Origin of the sequence: Nitrospira sp. (assembly GCA_030692565.1) — a bacterium.
In the GTDB taxonomy this organism is placed as follows: domain Bacteria; phylum Nitrospirota; class Nitrospiria; order Nitrospirales; family Nitrospiraceae; genus Nitrospira_D.
The window spans coordinates 1-25,170 of record JAUYAO010000044.1 but is presented as its reverse complement, the minus strand read 5'-3'; the positions used below and the strand labels follow the sequence as shown (position 1 = coordinate 25,170).

General features: G+C 57.7%; 24 protein-coding genes. All 24 read left to right on the top strand.

The annotated features are described in order from the left end of the window. Nucleotide 1 precedes the first annotated feature (1 nt). Nucleotides 2-997 carry an SDR family oxidoreductase gene (locus tag Q8N04_11435; GenBank protein MDP3091285.1) on the top strand — a complete coding sequence of 332 codons (996 nt, stop codon included), beginning with the start codon at nucleotides 2-4 and terminating at the stop codon, nucleotides 995-997. 104 nt (nucleotides 998-1,101) lie between these two features. Continuing rightward, entirely contained in the window at nucleotides 1,102-2,025 is a 924-nt protein-coding gene (locus tag Q8N04_11430; protein MDP3091284.1) for a glycosyltransferase family 4 protein, read from the top strand. A gap of 72 nt (nucleotides 2,026-2,097) precedes the next feature. Beyond that, nucleotides 2,098-2,826 (top strand): glycosyltransferase family 25 protein, encoded by a 729-nt coding sequence (locus Q8N04_11425; protein ID MDP3091283.1) that lies wholly within the window; start codon nucleotides 2,098-2,100, stop codon nucleotides 2,824-2,826. A 100-nt stretch (nucleotides 2,827-2,926) separates the two neighbouring features. Continuing rightward, a complete protein-coding gene (locus Q8N04_11420; GenBank protein ID MDP3091282.1) occupies nucleotides 2,927-4,087 on the top strand; it encodes an O-antigen ligase family protein in 1,161 nt (386 codons plus the stop codon). A gap of 104 nt (nucleotides 4,088-4,191) precedes the next feature. Then, nucleotides 4,192-4,995 (top strand): glycosyltransferase family 2 protein, encoded by an 804-nt coding sequence (locus Q8N04_11415; GenBank protein ID MDP3091281.1) that lies wholly within the window; start codon nucleotides 4,192-4,194, stop codon nucleotides 4,993-4,995. Beyond that, nucleotides 4,992-5,813, top strand: a complete 822-nt coding sequence (locus tag Q8N04_11410) for a glycosyltransferase family 2 protein (protein ID MDP3091280.1) — start codon at nucleotides 4,992-4,994, stop codon at nucleotides 5,811-5,813. Before Q8N04_11415 ends, Q8N04_11410 begins: the two co-directional genes overlap by 4 nt. Next, nucleotides 5,810-6,706, top strand: coding sequence for a class I SAM-dependent methyltransferase (locus tag Q8N04_11405; GenBank protein ID MDP3091279.1), 897 nt, complete (start codon nucleotides 5,810-5,812; stop codon nucleotides 6,704-6,706). The genes Q8N04_11410 and Q8N04_11405 overlap by 4 nt, the downstream gene beginning before the upstream one ends. A 3-nt stretch (nucleotides 6,707-6,709) precedes the next feature. Next, nucleotides 6,710-7,912 (top strand): glycosyltransferase family 4 protein, encoded by a 1,203-nt coding sequence (locus tag Q8N04_11400; GenBank protein MDP3091278.1) that lies wholly within the window; start codon nucleotides 6,710-6,712, stop codon nucleotides 7,910-7,912. Between the two features lie 43 nt (nucleotides 7,913-7,955). Further along, a complete protein-coding gene (locus Q8N04_11395; GenBank protein MDP3091277.1) occupies nucleotides 7,956-9,068 on the top strand; it encodes a glycosyltransferase family 9 protein in 1,113 nt (370 codons plus the stop codon). Nucleotides 9,069-9,089: 21 nt separating this feature from the next. After that, entirely contained in the window at nucleotides 9,090-10,982 is a 1,893-nt protein-coding gene (locus Q8N04_11390; protein ID MDP3091276.1) for a nucleoside-diphosphate sugar epimerase/dehydratase, read from the top strand. 140 nt (nucleotides 10,983-11,122) lie between these two features. Beyond that, nucleotides 11,123-11,857 carry a sugar phosphate nucleotidyltransferase gene (locus Q8N04_11385; GenBank protein MDP3091275.1) on the top strand — a complete coding sequence of 245 codons (735 nt, stop codon included), beginning with the start codon at nucleotides 11,123-11,125 and terminating at the stop codon, nucleotides 11,855-11,857. Continuing rightward, nucleotides 11,858-12,886, top strand: coding sequence for a dTDP-glucose 4,6-dehydratase (rfbB, locus tag Q8N04_11380; GenBank protein ID MDP3091274.1), 1,029 nt, complete (start codon nucleotides 11,858-11,860; stop codon nucleotides 12,884-12,886). It abuts the gene before it with no gap. Next, a complete protein-coding gene (rfbD, locus tag Q8N04_11375; GenBank protein ID MDP3091273.1) occupies nucleotides 12,874-13,725 on the top strand; it encodes a dTDP-4-dehydrorhamnose reductase in 852 nt (283 codons plus the stop codon). The genes rfbB and rfbD overlap by 13 nt, the downstream gene beginning before the upstream one ends. 144 nt (nucleotides 13,726-13,869) lie before the next feature. Next, complete coding sequence (locus Q8N04_11370) at nucleotides 13,870-14,379, top strand: HAD hydrolase family protein (GenBank protein MDP3091272.1); 510 nt, start codon at nucleotides 13,870-13,872, stop codon at nucleotides 14,377-14,379. A 31-nt stretch (nucleotides 14,380-14,410) separates the two neighbouring features. Continuing rightward, nucleotides 14,411-15,865, top strand: a complete 1,455-nt coding sequence (locus Q8N04_11365) for a mannose-1-phosphate guanylyltransferase/mannose-6-phosphate isomerase (protein MDP3091271.1) — start codon at nucleotides 14,411-14,413, stop codon at nucleotides 15,863-15,865. Between the two features lie 17 nt (nucleotides 15,866-15,882). Continuing rightward, on the top strand, nucleotides 15,883-17,283 hold the full coding sequence (locus Q8N04_11360; GenBank protein MDP3091270.1) for a phosphomannomutase/phosphoglucomutase: 1,401 nt from the start codon (nucleotides 15,883-15,885) through the stop codon (nucleotides 17,281-17,283). 74 nt (nucleotides 17,284-17,357) lie between these two features. Continuing rightward, the gene (locus tag Q8N04_11355) at nucleotides 17,358-18,104 is read left to right on the top strand and encodes a DUF3108 domain-containing protein (GenBank protein MDP3091269.1); all 747 of its coding nucleotides are present in this window, start codon (nucleotides 17,358-17,360) and stop codon (nucleotides 18,102-18,104) included. A gap of 53 nt (nucleotides 18,105-18,157) precedes the next feature. Continuing rightward, entirely contained in the window at nucleotides 18,158-19,162 is a 1,005-nt protein-coding gene (fbp, locus tag Q8N04_11350; protein ID MDP3091268.1) for a class 1 fructose-bisphosphatase, read from the top strand. Nucleotides 19,163-19,200: 38 nt separating this feature from the next. Further along, nucleotides 19,201-20,124: a class I fructose-bisphosphate aldolase gene (locus Q8N04_11345; protein ID MDP3091267.1), complete on the top strand. Its 924-nt coding sequence runs from the start codon at nucleotides 19,201-19,203 to the stop codon at nucleotides 20,122-20,124. A gap of 37 nt (nucleotides 20,125-20,161) precedes the next feature. After that, nucleotides 20,162-21,706, top strand: a complete 1,545-nt coding sequence (locus tag Q8N04_11340; GenBank protein ID MDP3091266.1) for a DegQ family serine endoprotease — start codon at nucleotides 20,162-20,164, stop codon at nucleotides 21,704-21,706. A 233-nt stretch (nucleotides 21,707-21,939) separates the two neighbouring features. Beyond that, on the top strand, nucleotides 21,940-22,965 hold the full coding sequence (locus Q8N04_11335; GenBank protein MDP3091265.1) for a TRAM domain-containing protein: 1,026 nt from the start codon (nucleotides 21,940-21,942) through the stop codon (nucleotides 22,963-22,965). Continuing rightward, nucleotides 22,958-23,674 (top strand): 2-C-methyl-D-erythritol 4-phosphate cytidylyltransferase, encoded by a 717-nt coding sequence (ispD, locus tag Q8N04_11330; GenBank protein MDP3091264.1) that lies wholly within the window; start codon nucleotides 22,958-22,960, stop codon nucleotides 23,672-23,674. The genes Q8N04_11335 and ispD overlap by 8 nt, the downstream gene beginning before the upstream one ends. Then, nucleotides 23,674-24,168 (top strand): 2-C-methyl-D-erythritol 2,4-cyclodiphosphate synthase, encoded by a 495-nt coding sequence (gene ispF / locus Q8N04_11325; GenBank protein MDP3091263.1) that lies wholly within the window; start codon nucleotides 23,674-23,676, stop codon nucleotides 24,166-24,168. The genes ispD and ispF overlap by 1 nt, the downstream gene beginning before the upstream one ends. Nucleotides 24,169-24,180: 12 nt before the next feature. Continuing rightward, nucleotides 24,181-24,831, top strand: coding sequence for a serine O-acetyltransferase (gene cysE, locus Q8N04_11320; protein ID MDP3091262.1), 651 nt, complete (start codon nucleotides 24,181-24,183; stop codon nucleotides 24,829-24,831). Nucleotides 24,832-25,170 lie beyond the last annotated feature (339 nt).

Genomic DNA, 25,170 nt, shown 5'->3' with positions numbered 1-25,170 from the left:
TGTGGCTGACCGAATTCTGGTAACGGGAGCGAACGGGTTTGTGGGGACGGCCCTCTGCCGCTGCCTGCAGGAAGCCGGGTTCCTGGTGAGGGGGGCGGTTCGAGATCGGGCGAAGCTGCCGCAGAGCGTGGTCTCAGATTCCAACGGCCTGGAGCGGGTGGTGCTGCACGACCGATCCGGTGCGGACGAGACAAACCATGCGCTGCAGGCCGTGCAGGTAGTGGTTCACTTGGCGGCTCGAGTCCATGTGATGACCGACGATGCGGCTGATCCGCTCTGCGAGTTTCGGCGGGTCAACACAGACTGGACGGAGCGGCTGGCGCGAGCCGCTGCATCGCGAGGTGTCCGTCGGTTTGTGTACTTGAGTTCGATCAAGGTCAACGGCGAACAGAGCCTCTTCCCGTTTACCGAACAGGATCTCCCGAATCCACAGGACCCCTACGGAGTTTCGAAGTGGGAGTCAGAACAGGCTCTTGCGAGAGTATCGACGCAGACAGGGCTGGAGATCGTCGTTGTCCGGTCACCGCTTGTATATGGACCCGGTGTCGGAGGGAACTTTTTACAATTGCTGAAAGTTCTGCGTCGGGGTGTGCCACTACCCCTGGCCAGTATTCAAAATCAGCGCAGTCTTATCTATCGTGGGAATTTAGTCGATGCGCTAGTCTGTTGTGCGCAGGACATACGGGCTGCCGGTCACACCTATCTGGCCAGTGACGGGGAGGATCTTTCCACTGCTGAATTGATCCGGCGGCTTGGCAAGGCGCTCGGGGTATCTGTACGTCTGTGGCCGTTGCCGGTATTCCTCCTTCGCTTCCTGGGAAAGATCTTGGGAAAGCAGGCTGTCATCGATCGGCTGCTCGGTTCGCTGCAGGTCAACTCGTCAAAGATCAGGCAGGAGTTGGACTGGCAGCCTCCTTTCTCAGTAGACCAGGGACTTACTGAGACAGCGGCCTGGTATACTCGGGGGCCTGCTGTGAACTCCCTCAGGTCGGCCTGACCCGATGTTGCCGTGTTATCTATACCGATCTCATGAGTAATGCAGTTCCTTTTTGCCTTCTTATTTCTCCCTTGATTGCGTTTGGGATCACCTGGATCGTGATTATGGGGCTGCTTCGCCATTTTGCCGGTCATCTTCTCGACCATCCCAATGAACGATCACTCCATGAACGACCTGTTCCGAGAACGGGAGGTATCGGTGTCACGGCTGGTATCGCCGTGAGCATGTCGCTGGTTTCTCCTGTTGCGTGGTGGCCGCTATGGATCGGGGCAGTGCTGCTGGTGGCGATTTCTTTTCTGGATGATCTCGGGAACCTTCCGATCGTCTCCCGACTGGTCATACATTTCGTTGCGGCGACCGGATTCGTGTGGGGGGTGCTTTTGTGGCAGATTGGATTGGGTTGGTCCGTTGTTGCGGTGATTGCTATCGTGTGGATGATCAACCTCTATAATTTCATGGATGGGATGGACGGGCTTGCCGGCGGTATGTCGTTGATAGGGTTTAGCTTCCTATCGGTTGTGGCGTGGCTTGGCGGAAGTAACTTGCTTGCACTTGTGAGCGCTTCGATTGCCGCTGCATCAGGAGCATTCTTACTCTTCAATTTTTATCCAGCCAGGATGTTTCTTGGGGATGCGGGTTCGACGACGTTAGGTTTTCTTGCAGCCGGGCTGGGCCTCATTGGATGGAGAGACGGAGTCTGGTCAATCTGGTTCCCTGTTCTCGTCTTTTCACCGTTCATTATGGATGCATCTCTGACATTGGGGAAGCGGATTTTCCGCGGCGAGCGATTCTGGCGAGCCCACCGCGAGCACTGTTATCAGCGGCTGGTGCTGAGCGGGTGGAGCCATCGAAAGACCGCGTTGGCGGAGTACGGTCTCATGTGTGTGTGCGGTGCCGGGGCATTGGCGTTTCAATGGGCCGCCCCCGATATTCAAATTGCAATTTTGGGAGGTTGGATTCTGCTGGCTGCGGGTCTTGCCCTAGCCGTGTCCCTGGCCGAGCGGCGAGGTGTACCACGTGAAGGTTGAAGGGACGAGGCCTCCGTTCGTCATATGCCCGGTGTGCATCGGGGCACACGGTTTGTTGGTGTGTGGTCGGGTATGACTGAACGGGAGTGTCACCGGAACGAGCCGGGGCTTGATGGGATACTCGTCATCAACCCCAGAGATTTTGTAGATCGCCGGCGGAGTATCGAACGGCAGCTTCAGAGCCTCGATCTGAAATATGAATTTATCCATTCGTACGATGCCGGCGATTGGGATGCAACCATTGCGAGCCGATACTTTACGGACTCACTCCTGAGTCCCGGGCAACAGTCCTGTGCGTTGAAGCATCTCCAGGCATTGCGCCTGATCGTCGAGCGTAATTGGCAGCGGGCGCTGGTTTTGGAAGATGATGCGCTCCTCGCCGGGCAATTTGTTCCTCGGCTCCAGGCGGCGCTCAAAGAATCTTCGTCCATCGCTTCTCCGCATGTGCTGTTCATCGGCAGCGGGGGGAATCTCTATACGCCTCGGCGCCTGAAGGTCCCGGGCCGGCATTTGTATAAGTCCACTCGCGGACGGTTGGGAGAGGCCTATGTATTGGGGAGCCAGGCGGCCCGTTTACGGATAGGGTGGATCGAACAGCGCGGGATTATCTTTCCCATCGACAACCTCTTCGAGCGGATCGATCGGGAACTCGGGATCGCCATGTATTGGCTCGAACCTCCTATTGTGGAACAGGGCAGCAAGAATGGGCACTTTCGCTCCGTCCTAGAGCCGGCCCCTCCCAACTTTGTCCGGCGGGTGACGTCCGTATTCCAGAAAATCCGCCGAAAGTATCTCTACTAGTTCTTTTTAAAATATGGCAGTCATTTCCTCTCAACGACTCATCGATCTGGGGCGGCTTGCGGCCATCATTGCCTGCGTAGGGCTCTTGTATTCACCCTCGGTGGGCACGATCGGCCTGGTCCTAGCTTATGTGGCGTTCCTTGCGAGTGGTCAGGCTATTGACCGTTTCAGGCAAGTGCTGAATCGGCCATCAAGTCATTGGGCGATTGCCTTTCTCGGGATTGTCCTGACAGGGGTGTTGTATGCCTCGGTTCCTTGGTCTGAGCGATGGATCGATGTGTTCAAGTGGCGTACCATTTTCTGGATGTTTCTAACGCTAGCCATATTTGATGAGGCTCGTTGGAGGGATCGGCTGTTGGCTACGTTCCTCATTGGAACCGTCGTGGGGGTTGCCGGTTCGTTTGCAGCCGCTACTGGTTTAGTGACTCTCTGGCGTGGCCCCGCCGATCTGCTGCGGAACTATGGCACGCAAGGGATGGCCTTTGCCTGCGCTGCTTTGATTTGTGCCTGGACGGTATTGGAACAGAAGAGCCTTGGTCTAGCCCCTTGGGTCTGGCTCATACTTGGAGTTTTCTTCGTCACGAACATTGTATTTATTACGGATTCGAGAAGTGCGTACGTTGTTTTGGGGCTGGGTCTTAGTCTCCTCCTGTCGTGGCGGGCGTCGTGGAAGCATCGGGTACTCATTCTCGTCGGACTCTTCGTGGCTGCTGGCTTGGCTTTTGCTGTCTCTCCTAAAGTTCAGGGAAAAATGAGCAAGGCCATAACAGAATGGACCCATGAGTCTGACTTGGAAAGCCATACAGGATTCGGTGCCAGGCGTGTGTTCTATGCCAACACGCTTGAAATCATCGGCGAGCATTGGGTATTTGGTGTTGGAACGGGAGGATTCCCTCAAGCGTATCGTGAGCATATCGCCGGTAAGTATCCTCCCGAGGATTGGCGGGCCGAGCCGACGGGAGACTCGCACAATCAGTATTTGGCCGTTTTTGTTGAGCACGGGATCGTCGGCATTCTGGTTTTTATAGGGTGGTTATTTGCATTGGGTTTTGATCGTGACGGTCCTCAAGCCTACCGGGGGTTGGCTGTCGCTATCCTTGCCGGATGGTGCGTGACGAGTCTCTTCAGCTCACATTTCAGAACGTTCGCGGAGGGACATCTCCTGGCAACATTCTTGGGAGTCCTCTTGGCAGTGCCACGCTCAACGGCCGAGGGGCTGGAGAAGGGGAAGGTGATCGGTGATGCGGGAAGAGCGAGATAGGCGAGACTTGCGAGATTTGTTGGAAATACGGGATATGGCAGCAGACGAGTCACGCCTTTCGCGTCAGTCCTGCTTGTCTCGCAAACCAGATAGGCCAGTGTAGCATGCAGAAAATATCCGCCTACATCATTGCCTATAACGAAGCCGGGAAAATTGCCTCTACGATCAAGAGCGTGCTGTGGGCGGACGAGATCGTCTTGGCGGATTCCGCCAGCACAGACGGAACGGATCGGATCGCGGCGGAGATGGGGGCGCGGGTCGTTCAGATTCCGTTCGAAGGATTCGGCCATCTGCGCAACCGCGCCATCGCCGCGTGCACGCACGAGTGGATTCTGAGCATCGACACCGATGAGCAGTGCACGCCGGAAGTCCGCGATGAAATCCTCGCCTTGCTGGCCGGATCCCCTGCGCATGGTGCGTACCTCGTGCCCCGGCGGAATTATTTCATGGGGCAATGGGTGGCGCATTCCGGCTGGTATCCGAATTTCAGGCAACCCCAGTTCTTCCGCAAAGGCGCGATGACCTATGTGGAGTCCCCCGTTCATGAAGGCTATGAATTGCTGACTCCCAAGCCCGTGGGGCGGTTGAAGCATGCCATCTGGCAGGTTCCGTTCAGAAACTTCGAAGAAGTACTCAAGAAGGCGAACCGCTATTCCACCCTCGGGGTGTTGAAGATTGCAGACAAGCGCGTGTCGATGGGGCAGGCTCTGGCGCATGGGGTCTGGTCTTTCATCAAACATTATGTGTTCAAGAAGGGATTCCTGGACGGCTGGCCTGGATTCGTGATCGCGTTCGGGAATTTCGAGGGTACGTTTTATCGGTATGCCAAGCGATATGAAGCGCAAGAACATTGGCCGCTCCCTACGCAGGCTCCGCTGCGCCGGCCCGGCGGATCGCCATCGGCATGAAGACCGCCGTCATTGTCACGACCTATAATCGCCCCGATGCCCTGGGCGCCGTCTTGGCGGGATTTGAGGCGCAGACCGATCAGGACTTTGAGCTGGTGGTGGCCGATGACGGGTCGACGTCCGAGACCGCTGCGGTCATTCAAGGTTTTCAGCGTCGGAGCAAAGGCTCGGTTCGGCATGTGTGGCAGGAGGATCGAGGCTTTCGTGCCGCCGCCATTCGGAATCGAGCGGTCGCCGCCACGACAGCGGACTATATTATCTTTACCGACGGGGATTGCATTCCGTCCCGGCTGTTTGTAGGGGCGCACAAGCGCCTGGCGGAGCCGGGATATTTTCTCGGCGCGAATCGAGTGCTGTTGTCTGCCGGGTGTACGCAGCGCGTCCTGCGCGAGCATCTTCCGGCTCATCAGTGGTCCTGGGTGCAGTGGGCCCGCTCCTGGGCCCGCCGCGATATCAACCGCCTCTTGCCGCTCCTGGTATTGCCGGACGGCGTGTTGCGTAAGTGGGCCCCAAACCGATGGGAAGGGATGAAGACCTGCAATCTGTCAGCCTGGCGGAACGATCTCTTGCGCGTGAACGGTTTGGATGAGGCGTATGAAGGCTGGGGGTTGGAGGATTCTGACCTGGTCATTCGACTGTTGCGGAGCGGGGTCAAGCACAAGTCAGCGCGCTATGCCGCGCCGGTGTTTCATTTGTGGCATCAAGAGCAGGCGAGAAGTCGGCTGGAGGAGAACCGGACGCGACTGGATCAGGTCCTGCGAACCAAGGACACGGAAGCGGTTGTCGGGATCAGCCGATATCTGATGGGAGCAAAATGAGCGGTAGCGATGGCGGCAACGGCGGTCTGATTGACAGCGGGCGGTTGATCGAGTGTTGCCCGGTCGGGTGCTCGGACACGTTGGCCGAAACAACGATTGTGTTGCCGGAAGGGCCGTTGCGACGCTGTCAGGCGTGCGGCCAGCTCGTCAGTCAGATTACAGCAACAGCTTATGCCAGCTCGATGAAAGAGTTCGATACGCCGAGAGGGACGCTCCCGACTCTGCGCACACAGCGCCGGCACGATGCTCGGGCTGCCAAGTTGTTTGGGACGGTGCGCGCGCTCATTCGCTCCGAGTCGGGGAGGGGTGCCAGGCTGCTCGATATCGGCTGTTCCAGCGGGGCGTTGCTTCAAAGCGCGGTGACGCAGGGGTTCGATGCCGAAGGGGTCGAGCCTGCGGCGCAAGCGGCGGAGTTTGCCAAGAGCACCGGATTGAAAGTCTTTCACGGGTATCTTGAGGAGGCACGCTTTCCCGCATCGAGCTTCGATGCGGTGACCCTGATGGAGGTCATCGAACATCTTCCGGATCCCAGTGCGCTGTTGAGAGAGGTGTGGCGGATACTCAAGCCAAACGGAGTGCTCGTGGTGGGAACGGGCAATGGCGCGAGTTGGACGGTTCGGTTGGTTGGCGCCCGCTGGGGATATTTTCAGGTGGCGGAGCACGGCGGCCATATCAGCTTTTTTAATCCGAGCTCGCTGGCTAAACTGGCGCGGCGGTGCGGATTTGATGTCGAGCGGAGCGAAACCCGGCGGGTCTCTCTGGCAGAGCGGAAGGAGGCCGGTTATGTATCGTATCGTCTGCTCAGAATCGCAACAGAAATTCTGGCGATGCCGGCTCGCCTGTTCGGCAAAGGGCATGACATGCTGGTGTTCCTTCGAAAGTGTCCGGTGTAGAGGGTGTCATTGGTAACCCTCCGTCCAAGACTCAAGATTGCGGTGCTGATCAAACGGTTTCTGCGCACCGGGGGCGCGGAAAAGTATGCCATGGAGGTCGTGCGGCGCTTGGCGTCAGATCACGAGATGCATGTGTTCGCGCAGGAGTGGTCGTTTGCCGGGCCTGAACCTATTACGTTTCACAAGATCCCCAGAGTGTCTCGCAAACCGGCCTGGTTGAATCAGCTGTTGTTCTCCTTTTGTTGTCGCAGGGCGGTCGTGCAGGGGTTTGATGTGGTGCATTCGTTTGAAAAGGTTTCAACCTTCGATGTGATGACGGTGCAATCGCCGTGTTTCAAGTCTTCCGGTATCGCAGCAGAGAGACCGTGGAAACGGATGCTGGGCTGGATGAGGATGGCGGTGAGTCCCCGGAAGCTTGCTTGGTTGTGGCTGGAGCGGAAACAGTTTGCTGACGATCCGGCGCGAGTCGTGATCGCCGTGTCGGATCAGGTAAAGCGAAATGTTCAATCGCAGTATTCCCTTTCTGATGAGCGGTTCAGACTGGCCTATACCGGAGTCGAGGTGTCACCTGCGACCGTGGATATTTCGAAGCATGACCGGGATGAGCTTCGAGCTCGATGGGATATCGGGATCCATGACCTGGTTGTCTTGTTTGTCGGGACGGAGTTCAAAAGGAAGGGGTTGGATGCGCTCCTGCAAGGTTTTGCCAAGGTGCCGCGCGCGCAATTCAAGTTGCTCATTGCCGGTGGCGGAGGGGAGCGAATCGAGTCCTACAAGAAGCTGGTCGATAGCTTGCATCTGGGTTCCGAAGTTCGGTTTTTGGGATTGGTCGACAGTATTGATCGGATCTACTCCATCGCTGATATGTATGTTCTGCCAACCCTGGCTGACCCCTGTCCGCTTGCCCCGCTTGAAGCCATGGCGGCTGGGGTTGCCACGGTCATGAGCTCATCGACGTATAATGGAACTGCCGAATTGATTCGACAGGGAGAAGCGGTGATTCTCTCGAACCCTCAGGACCCGGAGGAGATCGCGGCGGCCCTGCTCAAACTCATGGACCCTCATGTCCGACAGCAGGTGGCGGAGAAGGGACAGCAATTAGTGCGGCAACTCACCTGGAACAAGACCGCTGCCGTGACAGCGGCTGCCTACCAAGACATCATGCAGTCGAGGTCTTTGGCTAGGCAGATCGTCCAAGGAGCTTGAGGGGGCTTACGGCTGTGTGGCAGCGATCCAGTAAAAGGTGGCGGTGAACAAGGCGTATGAAAGCGTGCTGGTGGTGTGCACCAGGCGAATCGGCGACGTGTTACTGGCCACGCCGGTTATCCGCTCGCTGAAGGCCGCTGCGCCTCATGCTGCGATCGACATGCTGGTGTTCAGCGGGACGGAGGACGTTGTCGCCGCCAATCCAGATATCCGCCGAGTGTGGACCATACCCACGAGAGCTTCTGTCCGGGAGTCGTTGACGCTGCTGTCGAAGATTTGGCGCCGTTACGATCTTGCCTTGTCAGTTTTGCCTGGTGACCGACCGGTGTTCTATGCCTGGGCGGCCGGCCGGCGTTCTGTGGCGACCGTCACTCCTGGGCGGAAGTCCTGGTGGAAGCGGTTGTTGCTTGATGCCCAGGAATCATTCGACAATTACGATGCGCATACGGTGTCCATGAATCTGCGCTTACTCACGTTGCTCGGAGTGCCCGCGATTGCGACCCCGGTTGTGACCTGGGCTGCTGAAGATGAGGTGGCTGCGCGAGCGGTGTTTCCGGGTATGGAGGGAAGCGAGCGCTACGCCGTTCTTCATGTGACGCCCAAGTTTGTCTATAAGGCCTGGACTGTGTCTGGCTGGGCCATGCTGGGTCGATGGATCAGGGACTGTGGTCTAAAAGTCGTGGTGGTGGGAGGGACTTCCGCAGACGAGCGTGTTACAGTCGCCCGGATATTGGAAGGGCTCCCTTCCGACGTCATTAATCTGACGGGCCTGGTCACGTTGCGCGCGCTTGGGTCCATACTGAGCCGGGCGGCGCTCTATGTTGGGACGGATACCGCCGTGACACATATGGCTGCGGCGCTTGGCGTGCCGACCATTGCACTGTTCGGTCCCTCGAATCCGGTCAAGTGGGGGCCGTGGCCGAACGATTGGCCTGCCGATTCCCCAAGCCCTTGGAAGAAGGCAGGGTCCCAACGACAAGGCAATGTCTACGTGCTGCAGGGAGAAGGCGATTGCGTGCCATGCCTTCACGAAGGCTGCGGGCGTCACGTCAGTAGTGTGAGCGACTGTCTGCAGCAGCTATTGATAGGTCGGGTGATTGAGGCAGCAATGCTTATGCTGGCCCAACAGGAAACCCGTCCGTGGCAGCAAGTATAAAATGAGGGTGTAAGGAGTAGCGTGAGGCGTACTGCGACGCGGGTTTTTCATGCAATTGCGGCGAAGTATGGCCAGCTTGTGCTGCGCTTTAGGTCGATTCTTGTCGTCTCGACCCATCTTGGCCTAATTGTCGCGGCGCATCTCACGGCCTTCCTCCTCCGTTTTGAAGGGAACATTCAGCCACCTTTTGACGTGATCATGTGGCGATATCTCCCTGCTGTTCTTCTGATTTATTGGGGCGGTCTCTGGGTGTTCGGGATTCAGCGCGGATTGTGGCGTTATGTTGGGCTCCATGACTTGGGACGGATATTTTGGGCGACGCTGACAGGATCTGTCGCCTTCTTTGTAATATTTCATGTGGGGTTTGGATGGGCTGAGTATCCACGTTCGATAATCATTTTGACCGGCCTCTTGAGTGGATTCTATATTGCCGGGATTCGACTTGCGGTACGCTGGTTTCGGGAGTGGCTTCAAATCGTGGCGCCGACGGCTCGGCGGGTCCTTATTGTGGGAGCTGGGCATGCCGGAGAACTGTTGGCCAGAGATATGTTGTCAGACCCCAGCTTCAACAGCCGTCCGGTGGGATTCATCGACGATGATCCCGTGAAGCGAAAGATGAAGATTCACGGGGTGCCCGTGGTCGGGACGATCGTTGACATCAAGCGGGCTGCGGATCGGCTGGAAGTCCACGAGATTATTGTGGCCCTGCCGTCTGCCGGGACCGGCACCAAGCAGAAGATTCTCGCTGCGTCTGAAGGCTGTACGGCGCCGATCAAGATCCTGCCGAATATGAAGCAGCTCTTAGGCGATCCGGTATCGCTCCAGCAAGTGCGACCGATGAGTCTGGAAGATCTGCTCCAGCGCGAACCGATTCAGACCGACCGGCAGGAATTGCATCCGCTGATCGCGGGTAAGACGGTGTTAGTAACAGGGGCGGGAGGATCGATCGGATCCGAGTTGTGCCGCCAGATCGCATCGTACCGGCCGGAATCCTTGGTGTTGTTTGAACGTTATGAAAACTCCCTTCATGCGTTGCTGTTAGAGCTGCGTGCGACATTTCCTGCGGTCGGTGTTCTTCCTATCATCGGCGATGTCACGGTTCCTGAACGGGTGGCCGAAGTGTTTCGTCAGACGGGTCCTGACCTCGTTTTTCATGCGGCGGCCCACAAACATGTGCCGTTGATGGAGCTGAATCCGAAGGAGGCAGTTCGGAATAATGTGCTGGGCACCCGTATCGTCGCTGAAGCGGCGTTGGCGGCGGGGGTCGATCGGTTCGTGTTGATCTCAACGGACAAAGCCGTCAATCCCACGAGTGTGATGGGTGTGACCAAGCGCATAGCGGAGCAGGTCATTCAGGGATTTAATCACCGCGGTCGGACCAAATATACCGTGGTCCGCTTCGGGAATGTCTTGGGGAGTAACGGCAGTGTCGTGCCCTTGTTTACGGAGCAGATTCGCAAAGGCGGCCCGATTACGGTGACGGATCCGGAGATCAAACGATTCTTCATGACGATTCCTGAAGCCGTTCAGCTGGTGCTGCAAGCGAGTGTGATCGGGCAAGGCGGGGATGTGTTTGTGCTTGATATGGGTGAGCAGATCAAGATTGTGGATTTGGCCCGGAACATGATCGTGCTTTCCGGCTTGGTGCCGGGGAAGGACATCGAAATCCAGTTCACCGGGTTGCGCCCGGGGGAGAAGCTGTACGAGGAGCTGTTTGATGAAAGTGAACAGACCGAATCAACGGCCCATGAAAAGATCAATCGTGCGGTCAGCCCGCTCCCGCAGGCCGATCTCGACCGCTGGCTGGATCAGCTTGGAACGAATCTCCTGCAGTGGAATGAAGATGACCTCCTGCTGCAACTCCGGCAACGGATTCCGAGTTTCACGCCGTCGGTTCCTCAACGGGTGTCCTGACCAGGTGCCTTCCCCGCCTCCATCGTTGAATACAAATCTGGTAGGAAAAACAGCCTCTTCCCTCTATAGTTCTAACGGGTATCAACCGATATAAACGAGGCAGAGGCGGCGAAGATGGCTCAGATGGGGAGGGGTTGATTGTGAAAGGTGTTGTGCTGGCAGGCGGGCTGGGGACCCGGCTCATGCCCCTCACGAAAGTTACGAATAAGCATCTTCTGCCGATTTACGACCGGCCAATGATCTATTACCCGATCCAGGCGTTGGTCAATGCAGGGATTCGAGACATCATGCTCGTCACCGGTGGAAACAATGCCGGCGATTTTCTCAGGCTTTTGGGGAATGGCAAGGAATTCGGGCTGAGACACCTGAACTATACCTATCAGGAAGGGGAAGGCGGGATTGCCGATGCGCTTCGGCTGGCGGAACATTTCGCGGACGGCGAGGCGATCTGCGTGATCTTGGGCGACAATATTATTGAAGGCAATATCGCCCGTGCCGCCGAGGCGTTTCGGCAGCAGAAGATCGGGGCGAAGATTCTCCTGAAGGAAGTGAAAGACCCGCAGCGGTTCGGTGTGCCGGTGTTGGACGGCGAGCGTGTGCTGAAGATCGAAGAAAAGCCGGCCTATCCCAGATCGGCCTATGCGGTGACAGGGCTGTATTTCTATGATGCACAGGTATTCGACATTATCAAAACGCTGAAACCGTCTGGGCGAGGCGAATTGGAAATTACCGACGTCAACAATGCCTACATCAACGCAGGTACGCTGACGTGGGATCTGCTTGAGGGCTGGTGGACCGATGCCGGCACCATTGAGTCTCTTCATCTCGCCAATCAATTGGTTAGTCAGACCGGGGCGAATAAGCTCGAGGACTGAATGAAGATCCTCCTCACCGGCGGCGCCGGATTTATCGGATCCCATCTCGTTCGCCGATTGCTGGCCAGGCCTGAGCATCAGGTCATCAATCTCGATGCCCTGCGGTATTCCGGCAATCTGGCCAACCTCGAATCTGTGCAGCAGCATCCCCGCTACCGGTTTGTCCAGGGGGATATCTGCGATCAGCCGCTGGTGGAATCGGTGATCCGGGAGCATCAGATCGACGGGGTTATCAATTGCGCTGCGGAAACGCACGTCGATCGATCTATTCTCGATCCGGGCAGCTTTGCGCGGACCGATGTCGTGGGGACGGGCGTGTTACTGGAAGCGGCCCGCCAGGCAGGGGTCCGCCGATTTCTCCAAGTCAGTACTGATGAAGTGTATGGCAGTGTCGAAACCGGGACATCGCGTGAAACCGATCGACTGGCGCCTCGCAGCCCCTACTCCGCGAGCAAGGCGGGCGGGGAGTTGCTGGCCCTCAGCTATGGGACAACCTACCAGTTCCCCGTGGTCGTGACCAGGGGAAGCAATACCTATGGTTCTCACCAGTACCCGGAGAAATTCATTCCTCTGTTTGTCACCAATGCGATCGATGCACAGCTCCTTCCGCTCTATGGCGATGGCCGTCAGTGCCGCGACTGGCTTGCTGTCGAGGACCACTGTGCGGGGATCGAGCACGTCTTCCTGCACGGAGAGCCCGGGACGGCCTACAACATCGGCGGGGGGAATGAGCGCGAGAATCTCACGGTTGCTGAGATGATTCTCGACTCTCTGGGGCAACCGAAGAGTTTATTGCGGTATGTCAGTGATCGCCCCGGCCATGATCGCCGGTATGCGGTTGATTGCAGCCGATTGCGGGAACTAGGCTGGAAGCCGGTCGTGTCGTTTGCTGATGGGCTCCGCGAAACGGTCCGGTGGTATCAAGCGCACGAATCCTGGTGGCGGCCGATCAAGTCGGGTGAGTTCAAGCGCTACTACGAAGAGCAGTATCGTCGTCGATTGGAAGAAGGGACGGTATGCGGGTCCTGATCACCGGTGCCAACGGACAATTGGGGTGCGAATTACGTCGGATATTCGCTTCCGAGACGGTCATCCTGAAAGATCTTCCTGATTTCGACCTCACTGGATCGCGGGTAGAAGAGGGTGTCGCAGAGGCAAGGCCAGATCTCATTATTCACGCCGGAGCCTATACCGATGTGGATGGGGCCGAGCGCGAACCCGATCGAGCGATGGCGATCAATGCGTACGGAACCGCGCAGGTGGCCCGGGCGGCAGCGCGAGTGGGCGCCCGGTTGCTGTACATCTCGACGGACTATGTCTTCCCCGGCACTCAGCGACACCCCTACAACGAAGAGGATGCGCCGGCTCCCATCAATGCCTATGGGCTGTCGAAATGGAGAGGTGAGCAAGCGGTGGCGGAGTCCGGGGCGGATGTTCTGATCGTTCGTACGGCATGGCTCTACGGCGCAATGGGGAAAAATTTCGTCAAGTCGATCATGCGTGCAGCTCAGACGCAATCCTCTCTGCGGGTAGTCGACGATCAACGAGGATCCCCCACTTCCGTTGAAGATCTGGCCGCAGTCATTCAGGCGATGGCGGCAGGATCGGTACGAGGTATTCTGCATGTGACCAACCGGGGAGATTGTACCTGGTACGAATTTGCCCGGGCGATTGTGGAGGAAATGAACCTCGAAATTTCAGTTCTTCCCATCTCGACGGCGGAAGCAGGACGACTGGCTCTGCGCCCCCCCTACTCGGTGCTCGGACAGCAGCGGTTAGCGCAGCTGGGTCTGGCGCCTCGGGACTGGCGTGCGGCTCTGAACCAGTTCGTCAAGGCTGAGCGGGCGTTGGTTTCGGTCCATCCGTAGGGTTGTTGGCTATCGTCTCTTTCTTTGTCCAATTCAATTTTCCTTTGTAACGAGCAGGTGAATCGGTAAGATGGTGCAGAAGGCTCCTGCCATCCGTAGCTTTTGCTAGGTGAGAGGACGTCCATGTCTGGAAACGAGAACACGATGAAAGAGAAGGCCCTTGAGCGGAGCCGGCTGGGCGAAGTTCGCCTGTTTGCTACGGATGTCGACGGAGTGTTGACAGATGCGGGCATGTACTATTCCGAATCTGGCGACGAGTGGAAAAAATTCAACACCCGCGACGGGATGGGGATCAAGCTGTTGCAAAAGGCCGGCTATGTGACGGCGATCGTCACGCAGGAACGAACGAAGATTGTAGCGCGGCGCGCTGAAAAGCTCGCGATTCCAGAGTTGCATCAGGGGGTGATGGATAAGCTCACGGTGATTCGCGAGATGGCGGGTCGCCACGGGTTGTCATTGAGCCAGGTCGCCTATATCGGTGACGATGTGAATGATCTTGAGGCGCTGCGCGCGGTCGGCTTCTCGGCCGCTCCGGCGGACGGTATGCCCATCGTGTGCGACGCCGTGCACTATGTGTGTCGGAAAAAAGGTGGGGAAGGGGCCGTGCGAGAAATTGCGGAGATGCTGCTCAGTGCGCGTGTGGATGTAGCGTGAATACGGTGTGTTGAGAAGAAGGGGATCGCTTATGAAGGCGCGAAAGCACAATCTGTATCCGGTGATCATGGCCGGGGGAAGCGGGACCAGGTTTTGGCCGCTGAGCCGGCAATTGTTTCCCAAACAATTGCTGAAAATCGGTGGAGAGCAGACGCTGATTCAACAGACCATGCAGCGGGTGCTGGGGTGTGCTCCGTCGACTCAGGTGCTCATTTCGACGAATGCGGCTCAGGCGGAATTGATTCGTGGACAGCTGGGCGACTGGAAGCATGATCTGAAAGACGGATTCGTTCTGGAGCCTGAAGGGCGGAACACCGCACCGGCGATTGCGCTGGCGGCGCTCGAAGTCGTGCGGCGCGATCCGGACGGACTGATGCTGGTGGTGCCGGCCGATCATGTGGTGTCCGGGCAAAGGGAATTTTCAGCCGCCGTGGGGTTGGCTTCGCAACTAGCGGATGCGGGCTATCTCGTGACATTCGGGATCAAACCGATCAGGCCGGAAACCGGCTATGGCTATATCAAGCCGAATAGACGAAAGCTTTTAGGTACGCGGGGAACGCTCAAAGGGTATCGCGTCGATAAATTCGTAGAGAAGCCGAACGCCGCCAAGGCCGCACAGTATCTCAAGGCAGGGCAGTACTATTGGAACAGTGGGATGTTTGTGTGGCGCGCCGCGACGATCCTCGAAGAAATTCGGACGCATCAGCCTGCGCTCGGCAAAGTCGTGGATCGCATCGCCCAACTGCAGGCCTCAGGCGCTCCCAAACAAACGATCGACGAAGTCTACCGATGGGCGACGTCTGTCTCCATCGATAACGGAGTCATGGAGCTCTCGTCCAAGGCGGCAGTCGTGCCAGTGAAATTCCGATGGTCTGATGTGGGGAGTTGGGGAAGTCTGGATGAAGTGGCCGAGAAGGACAAGGCTGGAAATGTGCTGGTCGGACGGGTCGTCGACTTCGAAAGCTCACGCTCGATTGTGTATGCCGATCGGCGGGTCGTCGCCACCATCGGGCTTGAGGACATGGTGGTGGTGGATACGCCCGATGCCACGCTGGTCTGCCCGAAGTCTCGCGCGCAGGATGTCAAAAAGGTGGTGGAGATACTCAAGCAGCAGAAGGCGCCGGAACATCTGGAGCATCTGACGGTCCATCGTCCGTGGGGATCCTACACGATTCTCGAAGAGGGAGCCGGCTTCAAGGTGAAGCGAGTGACGGTGAATCCAGGCGGGCGTCTCTCGCTGCAGTTGCATCATAAGCGGAGCGAGCATTGGGTCGTGATTGCGGGAACCGCACGGGTCACGAGAGGCGAAGAGGTGTTTGACCTCCAGGTCGGACAGAGCACCGCGATTCCCGTCGAGACAAAGCATCGGTTGGAGAATCCCGGCAAAGAGACCGTCCATATTATCGAAGTTCAGAATGGTCCGTATCTTGGGGAAGACGACATCGTGCGATTTAAAGATGATTACGGACGAACCGCAAATGCGTAGGAGATAGAGGAGCGGCTATGGGATTGTTTCGCGAATACGACTTGCGCGGCATCGTTGGGAAAGAACTGACCGTCGACATTGCCGAGCTGGTGGGGCGTGCGTATTGTACGCATGTGCGAGGGCGCGGTGCGAAGACCGTCACCGTGGGGCGTGATGGCCGGCTGAGTTCTCCGGAGTTGTATCACGCGTTGGTCAAGGGGTTGCTTGCCGGCGGCCTCAATGTGATCGATATCGGGATCTGTCCTTCTCCGCTGGTCTACTTCTCATTGCACACCTTGCCGGTTGACGGCGGTATCATGATTACCGGGAGCCACAACGCTGCCGAGTACAACGGGTTCAAGATTTGCGTCGGGAAAGAAGCGATTCACGGCGACGAGATTCAGGCGCTGCGGCGAGTGATGGAACAGGGGCAATTTGTCTCTGGTCAGGGAACGTTGACAGAGCACCCCATCATTCCCGACTACCTGGCCTATATTAAGAAGAGCTTTGCAGGGGTCGACGCAAAGCGATTGCACGTGGTCATTGATTGCGGCAGCGGGGTGGCAGCGCTTATTGCGAAGGATGCCCTGGAGCTACTGGGTTGTAAGGTGACGGGACTGTATTGCGAGTTGGATGGGCGATTTCCGCATCATCATCCGGATCCCACGGTGTTGGAAAATCTTGCGGACCTTATGCAAGCGGTCAAGGAGCACAAGGCGGATGTGGGTATCGGTTACGACGGCGATGCGGATCGGATCGGGGCCGTGGATGAGCATGGGCAGGTGTTGTGGGGCGATCGATTGCTCGTGATCTATTCTCGCGATATTCTGGCGGTCAAGCCGGGCAGCACCATCATCTCCGAAGTGAAAGCGTCACAGAGCCTCTACGACGATATTGCCCAGCATGGAGGCCGTCCAGTGATGTGGAAGACGGGCCATTCTCTGATCAAGGCGAAGATGAAAGAAGAGAAGGCCGTCTTGGCGGGCGAGATGTCCGGGCACATGTTCTTTGCCGATCGCTATTTTGGTTATGACGATGCGGTGTACGCCTCTTGCCGTCTCGTGGAGATTCTTGCCAAAGGCGTAAAGCCGCTCTCCGCGCTAGTCGCCGATCTTCCGGATACGACCGTGACGCCGGAAATTCGTGTGGATCTTCCCGATGCGATTAAGTTCGATGTGGTCAAGCGGGTGCGCGATCGGTTCGAAACGTATGCCAAGACCAAGCAGGGGCTTGGCCCGGAACAGCGTCGTGTTCGTGAATTGGTGACGATCGACGGCGTGCGCGCGGTCTTTGAAGATGGCTGGGGGTTGATTCGGGCGTCGAATACACAGCCCGCATTGGTGCTCAGATTCGAAGCCGCCACGCCTGCGAAACTGGATGCGATTCGTGCGATTGTAGAAGGCGAGTTGGCCGAAGCTCGTCGGGAACTCGAACGCTAGTGCCGGGGTTAGGGTCTTTGCTCCGACGGATCCTCCGTTCCAATACAACGTGCGTGCTAGCCTGGGTACTCTGCGTGCTTTCAGCCGGGACCCCCAGTTTAGTCTATGCCGATGAGAGCGCCCTTTCTTCGGCTCGCCCGTTCAGGGTGGGGGAGCGGCTGACCTACGATATTACCTTTCTGAATATCAGCGCAGGAACGGCCGTGATGGAGGTCGGTTCAGGCGATGCCGCCGGTGATCATCCGTCGGGGAAATTCATCACGACGGCTGTGTCGAGCCCCAAGGTCACCCGGTTTTTCCCCGTCGACAATCGTGTCGAATCCCTGACGGATCTGACGACGCTGTTGCCGGAACAGATGACCTTCCGGAGGCGAGAGGGGAAGAAGAAGGAAGATATCGAGTACATCTTTCATCGGAAAGACAACACCGTCTCAGCCACGCGAGGCGGGATCACGGAAGTCCTCTCGATTCCAGCCGATACCCAGGATCTGATTTCCTGCCTCTATTATGTCCGAAGCCTGTTGCCGCTCAAGCAGGGGGCATCTCAAGCCTTGACGGTCTATCACGATAAGAAGATCCGCCAAGTTGAAGTGCGGGTTGAGAAGATTGAGATGCTGGAAGGGTCTTGGGGAAATCTTGAAACAGCGCAAGTCCTTGTGATCATGCCGTTTCAAGGGATCTTTCTGAATCAGGGGAATATCCGCGTGTGGTTTACGACCGACGAGCGACGGATTCCGTTGCGCATGAAGGCCAAAGTGGTGATCGGATCGATTGTGGCCGACTTGGTGAACGGAATTCCGGAGGTCACTCACTCGAAGTAAGAGAGCGAACTTTCGTTGCCGGGATCAGGTAAACCCGCTATACTGCCTGCACTATGGGCCAATTTCCCCTTACATTAAGCCGCTTTATCATTCGCACTCAGGCTGAGCACCCGGGAGCGACCGGTGAATTTTCCAGCCTGCTGAGTCAGATCGGACTCGTCGGGAAAGTCATCGCTCATGATCTGCGCCGCGCCGGCCTGATCAACATCCTTGGTACGACCGGTGAAACCAATGTGCAAGGCGAAACCGTCAAGAAGCTGGACGAGATCGCCAATGATACCTTCCTTCGCGCGTTCCAGGGCGACGGTCTGGTCTGTGCGGTAGGCTCTGAGGAAATGGAACAGATGGTCTCTCTGCCTGAGAATTGGCCTCAGGGGAAGTACATGCTGCTCTTCGACCCTCTTGATGGGTCGACCAATACCGATTGCAATATGCCCTTGGGCTCGATTTTCTCGGTATTGAAGTATACGCGGACCGATCGCCCGCCGACGGAGAGTGATCTGCTGAAAAAAGGCGTTGAGCAGGTCGCAGCCGGGTACCTGTTGTTCGGGTCCAGTACGATGCTGGTGTATACCGCCGGACGTGGCGTGCATGGGTTTACCCTGGATCCCAGCATCGGAGAATACTTGCTCTCGCATGAACGCATCCAGATTCCCGAGCGAGGGAAAGTCTATGCAGTGAATGAGGGCAACCGTCACAAGTGGACTCCCGGCATGCAGAAGTATATCGAGTTTCTTAAGGCCCCGGACAAAGCCACCGGGCGGCCGTACAGCGGTCGATATTCGGGGTGCCTGGTCGCAGACGTGCATCGTATCCTGCTCGGCGGAGGAGTGTACCTCTATCCGGGCGAAGTGGATAAGCCGGAAGGAAAACTGCGGCTCCTCTATGAAGCCAATCCGTTGGGCCTGGTGGTGGAGCAGGCCGGGGGGCGAGCCTCTACCGGTACGACGCGCATTCTTGATATCGAGCCGAAAAAGCTCCACCAGCGGGTTCCTTTGATGATCGGCAGTCGGGGCGATGTCGAGACCGTCGAAGCCTTTACTCAGGGCCGGGCGTAAGGCGCATTCTTCACGTCATTTTCTCCGGGAGGATTGTCATGGCAGATCGGGTACGGGAAATTCTCAGTTGGTATGAAAGTGATAATGCCGGCACGAAGGCAAATCTGGCGCGTATGCTGCGCCACGGCAAGCTGGCCGGAACCGGCAAGCTCGTGATTCTGCCGGTCGATCAGGGATTCGAGCATGGGCCGGCCCGTAGCTTCGCCCCCAACCCGGCTGGCTATAATCCCCACTATCATTTTCAGCTCGGTATCGACGCGGGATGTAATGCCTACGCCGCGCCGTTGGGATTTCTGGAAGCGGGCGCCAGCCACTTTGCGGGCCAGATTCCGTTGATCCTCAAGTTGAACAACCACGATGTGTTGCACGATGAGAAAGATCCGTTGCCGTCCGTGACGAGCAGCGTCAGGGATGCTTTGCGGTTAGGCTGTGCGGCCGTGGGATTTACGATTTATCCGGGATCGGCCCATTGCAATACCATGTATGAGCAATTGCGCGCTATTACGGAAGAAGCCAAGGCCTCCGGTCTGGCGGTCGTCGTCTGGTCCTATCCGCGCGGGTCGTCGCTCAGCAAAGAGGGGGAAACGGCGATGGATGTCGGAGCCTATGCGGCGCAGATCGCCGCGCAACTCGGTGCCCACATCATCAAGGTCAAGTTGCCGACCGCCCATCTCGAGCAGGCGGCTGCCAAGAAGGTCTACGAATCGACCCAAATCCCGCTCAAGACTCTGGCAGAGCGTGTCAAGCATGTGGTGCAGAGTTCGTTCGACGGCCGCCGCATTGTGATTTTCTCCGGCGGCGCCAAGAGCGAGGACAAGAACGTGTTCGATGAAGCACGGGCCATCCGGGACGGCGGCGGGTTCGGCAGTATCATCGGGCGGAACTCTTTTCAGCGTCCGAAGGCGGAGGCGGTAAAGTTCCTCCACACGATCATGGGGATCTATTCCGGAGAAGTTCAATAATTGTTCGGTCGACGATTCATTGGATGAAGGTGGAAGCATGATGGAAACACCCACTCAGAGGCCTGAATCAAGCCGCAGCTGGATGGTCGCCGCGGTGCTGCTCACGGCGGGGATGATCATCGGATTTGTGGTGGCTTCCGATCTGGGATGGCTCTCGAACGGTCATGCCGTTCCGGATAGCGGGGTTGCCCCGCTGGTCAGGCCGGTTGCCACGGCGCCGCAGCCGGTGTTGCCGGGGATGGGAAACCTGACGTTTGTCGAGATTGCCAAGGCGGTCAAGCCGGCGGTCGTCAACATCTATGCGACCAAGACTGGTAAGGGAGAAGGCGGGGCTCATGCGACGCCGTTTGAGGATCCGTTTTTTCGCAAGTTTTTCGGCGATGAGTTTTTCCGCCGGTTTGAGCAGCAACAGCCGAAAGAAAAGAAGGAACGCGGTTTAGGGTCAGGTGTCATCGTTGAGTCGAACGGCTTGATCATCACGAACAACCATGTGGTCGGCAAGGCCGATGAAATTCGTGTGACGCTTTCGGATAAACGCGAGTTCAAAGCCAAGTTGATCGGGACCGATCCCAAGACCGACATTGCGGTTGTGAAAATCGATGCGACGGGCCTTCCAACGGTGGCGTGGGCCGACTCGGATTTGCTGGAAGTCGGCGAGTTTGTCTTAGCCGTCGGCAACCCATTCGGACTCACGCAGACGGTCACGTTGGGCATTGTCAGCGCCCTAGGTCGGGCGGCAGGGATTGCGGAGTACGAAGACTTTATTCAAACCGATGCCGCGATCAATCCGGGGAACTCCGGCGGTGCCCTGGTGAATGTGCGCGGCGAGTTGGCGGGCATCAACACCGCCATTTTCAGTCAGAGCGGCGGCAACATGGGAATCGGATTTTCAGTCCCGAGCAATATGGCCCGCTCCATCATGGATCAGCTGGTCAAGACTGGTAAGGTCGTCCGTGGCTGGCTGGGTGTGTCGATTCAAGAGTTGACGCCGGAATTGGCGAAGCAGTTCGGCGTCACCGACACCAAAGGTGTGCTGGTCAGCGATGTAATGGACGGCAGTCCGGCAAAGAAAGCCGGGGTAGAGCGCGCCGATGTGATCGTAGAGTATGACGGGAAGCCGATGGATTCTCCCACGCATCTGCGGAACGCGGTGGCGCAGACGCCGGTGGGAAAGAAAGTATCCGTCAAGCTGATCCGTGACAAGAAGCCGAAAACGATCGACCTGGCCATCGTCGAGCAGCCGAAATCCATGACGCAAGCGGGGGAGGAGGAGTCGGCTGAAGCGGCGGCGCCAACCGGCATTCTGTCCGATCTGGACGTGCGGGAGCTGACTGATGAAGTGGCCGGCCGGTACGGAATGAAGTCCGGCGAGCGCGGAGTCGTGGTGGTGCGGGTGAAGCCCGGCAGCACGGCCGAGGAAACCGGCGTCCGGGAAGGCGACCTGATTATCGAGATCAATCGGCAGCCGGTGACATCGCTGAAGACCTACGAGCGCATCGCGGCTAAGTTGCCTAAGGACGAGGCCGCGCTCATGCTGTTGAAGCGGCAGGGACGGACGATCTATCTGACGCTCCGCCCATGAAGCGCCAGAGGCGGACTCTGCTTCGCCGATGTCATGAAGAAAATGGGTGGGGATAAGGGCGGACGATGCATCGCATATTCCCGCCCATGAAGCGCCAGAGGCGGACTCTGCTTTGCCGATGTCATGAAGAAAATGGGTGAGGGGACAGGGGCGGATGATGCATGGCATATTCCTGCCCATGACAGGGTGAGAGGGTGCCCGGAGGGGCGCCATGAGGGAGAGGGGGTTCCGGTATGATATCGCGAGCCATATTTATCCTTCTCAGTGCGCTGGCGGGTATGGTTTTGTTCTTGCGGGCCGAAAGCGCCAGCGGGGCGTTCTGGTTGTACGGGTTCGGGATCGGGGCGGTCACCGGCGGACTGATCGTCGTTGGCGAATACGCATTACGAACATTGTCATTCGGTATCATTGTCGGTGCGACGGCAGGCCTGGCAGTCGGGCTCTTAATGACCGGGCTGGTCGAGTGGGTTGGCGGTGAAATCTTCGATGTGCAGACGTTCCTCTTTCACATCGGCGGACTGGTGTTTCTCCTCGGGTTCCCCTATCTGGGTTTGGTGCTGGGGGCGCGATTCGGGCAGGAGCAGTTTCCCGTGTCTCAGCCACGGGCGACCGATCTCTCCGGCAGTTCGAATGGTCTTAAAGTGCTCGATACGAGCGTCATCATCGATGGTCGCGTCGCGGACCTCTGTGAAACAGGTTTTCTGGAAGGCACGTTTTTCGTTCCGCAGTTCATCCTGCACGAGTTGCAGCATATCGCGGACTCGTCCGACTCCCTGAAGCGCGCTCGTGGCCGCCGTGGACTTGATATTCTCAATAAGATTCAGAAAATGGCGGATATCGATGTGCAGGTTGTGGAAGAAGACTTCCCGAATGTGAAGGAAGTGGATGCGAAGCTGGTCGTCTTTGCCAAGAAGAAGGGCGCGCGCATCATGACGAATGATTTGAACTTGAATAAGGTCGCCGAGTTACAGGGTGTCCGGGTGCTCAATATCAATGAGCTCTGCAATGCGTTGCGGCCGGTCGTCTTGCCGGGAGAGACCATTCGGGTGTTCGTCTTGAAGGAAGGCAAAGAAGCCGGTCAGGGCGTGGCCTATCTCGACGACGGCACGATGATCGTCGTCGACAATGCCCGACGGTGTATCGGCCGCAATGTCGATGTCGTGGTGACCAGTGTGTTGCAGACGACCGCCGGACGTATGATTTTTACCCGCTTGAAGGAAGATGCCGAGCGAGAGGAGCTGCAAGTCGCTCGTGGATAGACGTGTGGTCGCGGTCGTCCCCGCAGCCGGCAAAGGGCTGCGGATGGGCGGCTCAGTTCCGAAGCAGTTCCTCGCGTTAGGCGGTGAGCCGCTCGTCGTTCATTCTCTGCGCGTGCTGCAGTCTTCCCCGTGTATTGATCAGATCATCCTCGCCGTTCCGCAAGCCGATCTCGACTATTGTCTGAACGATCTGGCCGTGCGGTACGGATTCTCGAAAATCACTAAAGTGGTTCCTGGCGGACGGGAGCGGCAGGACTCCGTTCGCCATGCCCTCGAACATGTTCCGGAAGAAACGGAAATTGTCGTCGTGCACGATGCGGTTCGTCCGTTTCTGACGGAGCAGATGGTCGCGGAAGTGGTGGCGGCAGCACGCCGGCATGGCGGTGCCATCATCGCGCTCCCCATGCGTGATACGGTAAAGCAGGTCGGGGCTGAACATCGCATTGAGCGCACCGTCGATCGCCAGCCGCTGTGGCTGGCGCAGACGCCGCAGGCATTCCGGTGTGACTGGCTGCAGGCGGCGCATCGCAAGGCGCATGCGGAGTCGGTGCATGCAACGGATGAGGCGTTTCTTTTTGAATGGGTCGGCCATCCCGTGGTGGTCGTGGAAGGCAGCGGAGAAAACATCAAGGTAACGCGACCGGAAGATATGGTGATCGGGGAAGCGATCTTGGGCTCCCGCACTGCCGCGCGTTCGGGAGGATCGTAATGGCGACGAAGATTCGCGTGGGCTGCGGGTATGACGTGCATCCCCTTGGGGCCGGGCGAAAACTGATTCTGGGCGGGATCGAGGTGCCGCATACCAAAGGGCTGCTGGGCCATTCGGACTCCGATGTCCTGGTCCATGCCGTGTGCGATGCCTTGCTGGGAGCGATGGGCGAAGGGGATTTAGGCCGTCATTATCCCAGCTCCGATCAGAAGTACAAAGGGATCTCCAGCCTCAAGCTCCTCGAAGATGTGATGGGGAAGCTGACGAAAATGGGCTACCGGGTCGTCAATGTCGATACCATCATTGTGGCCCAAGCTCCGCGCTTGAGCACCTTCCTTGCTGCCATGCAGAAACAGATGGCGCAGGGCATGGGGATTGATGCCGATCAAGTGAACGTGAAAGTGAAGAGCGGCGAAGGCCTCGATGCGGTAGGACGGGAAGAGGGCATGCAGGCCCATGCCGTCTGTTTGATTGAGGCCCAGTCACCGTCGTAGTATAGCCCTGCCATGCTGAAAGCCATTCGACAGGATCTTCAGGCCGTCTTCGATCGGGACCCGTCGGCCACCAGCCGGTTGGAGGTCATTCTGACCTACGCCGGCTTCCACGCGCTGCTCATCTACCGAGTCGCTCATTGGTTGAAGTCCTACGGTGTGCCGTTTGTGCCGCGAGCGCTGTCGCAACTCGCCCGCTGGCTGACCGGTATTGAAATTCATCCCTCTGCCACCATTGGGACCGGATTCTTTATCGATCATGGAATGGGTGTCGTGATCGGTGAAACGGCTGAAGTCGGTGATTATGTCACGCTTTTTCAAGGCGTCACGCTTGGCGGCACCGGCAAAGAGCGCGGGAAGCGACATCCGACGCTGGGTAATCACGTGGTCGTCGGCGCCGGGGCCAAGATTCTCGGCGGCATCAAAATCGGCGACAACGTCAAGATCGGTGCAAATTCCGTCGTCATCAAAAACGTCCCGCCCAATTCCACCGTTATCGGCGTCCCGGCCCGCGTCATCAAGACACAGGGCGAACGGTTGCCCGATGTGACGATGGATCAAACCAACCTGCCCGATCCTATCAGCGACCGGTTTACCGCGCTTGAACAGGAGTTGATCGAACTCCGCAAGAAGCTGGAAAACCGCGACTCCCAGCTGCCGTTCTAGCAGGATGCTGAAAAGGTCCGCCGGCATCGTTCTCGGCTCATCACAATCCTCAACGTACCCCTGAGGGTACGCCTCCGGTTTCGATTCGCCTGCGGCCTTGTTGGACAGCCTTTTTGAGCATCCTGTGGTAATTGTAGTTCCAAGATTGCTGGAAATACTCGCGCCATATTTTTTTGCACACCGAATTTGTCAGAAGCCTGCTAGGAGCCTGTCCGAGTAATGTGCATTTTGGACTGGACAGGCAGCGGGCATTGTGGTTTCTAGGCGGCATGGCTAAAACATTCAAATCCTGGGACGTCGATCAGCCGGTACTGCTCCCTCCGTCCGTGCAGGAGCTGG